Raw genomic sequence first — 534 nt, forward strand, 5'->3', positions numbered from 1 at the left:
CCGCTACGGCTGTATCGAGGAATCCATTGCCGATCACTCCGCGTACCTTCTGAACGCAGCCAACGGCAAGAAACAGAGATACGCAGGGCTGGCAGGCGAGAAGGACTACAGAAAAGCAGCCCAGATCATCAAGGATGGCGGATACGCGACGGACACCAAGTACGTCTCCAAACTGGTGAACATCATCGAAAAATGGAACCTGACCAGGTACAACGCCTCAGGCTCTGGCTCCACACCGAAGCCATCCGCGGCGGAAGACGAATGGAAAGTTCCGTTCCTGATCAATACGACCTGTGACTGGCTGTGGATCCGCAAGGGACCGGCGAAGAAGTACGACACCAGCGGACACATTGCTGAGAAGGATGAGGAAAAGAAGAAGTATACCATCGTGGAAGTAAAGAATGGATGGGGACGTCTGAAGTACGGAATCGGATGGATCTGCCTGGATTATGTAAAGAAGGTGTGACAGATGGACCGACTGATGAGGGAGCTTGTCAACGAGACGAAAGAAGAAGACATTGCCGACCGCTACCG

The 534-nt window shown here is 53.2% G+C and carries 1 protein-coding gene; it reads left to right on the plus strand.

Going from position 1 to position 534, the window contains the following annotated elements; translation table 11 throughout:
* Positions 1–466: glucosaminidase domain-containing protein (locus ACTQ50_RS19725; RefSeq protein WP_441485572.1), on the plus strand; the 466-nt coding region annotated here is incomplete at its 5' end.
* Between the last annotated feature and the right edge of the window lie 68 nt (positions 467–534).

The organism is Blautia sp. Sow4_E7 (assembly GCF_052116245.1).
Classification (GTDB): Bacteria; Bacillota; Clostridia; order Lachnospirales; family Lachnospiraceae; genus Blautia_A.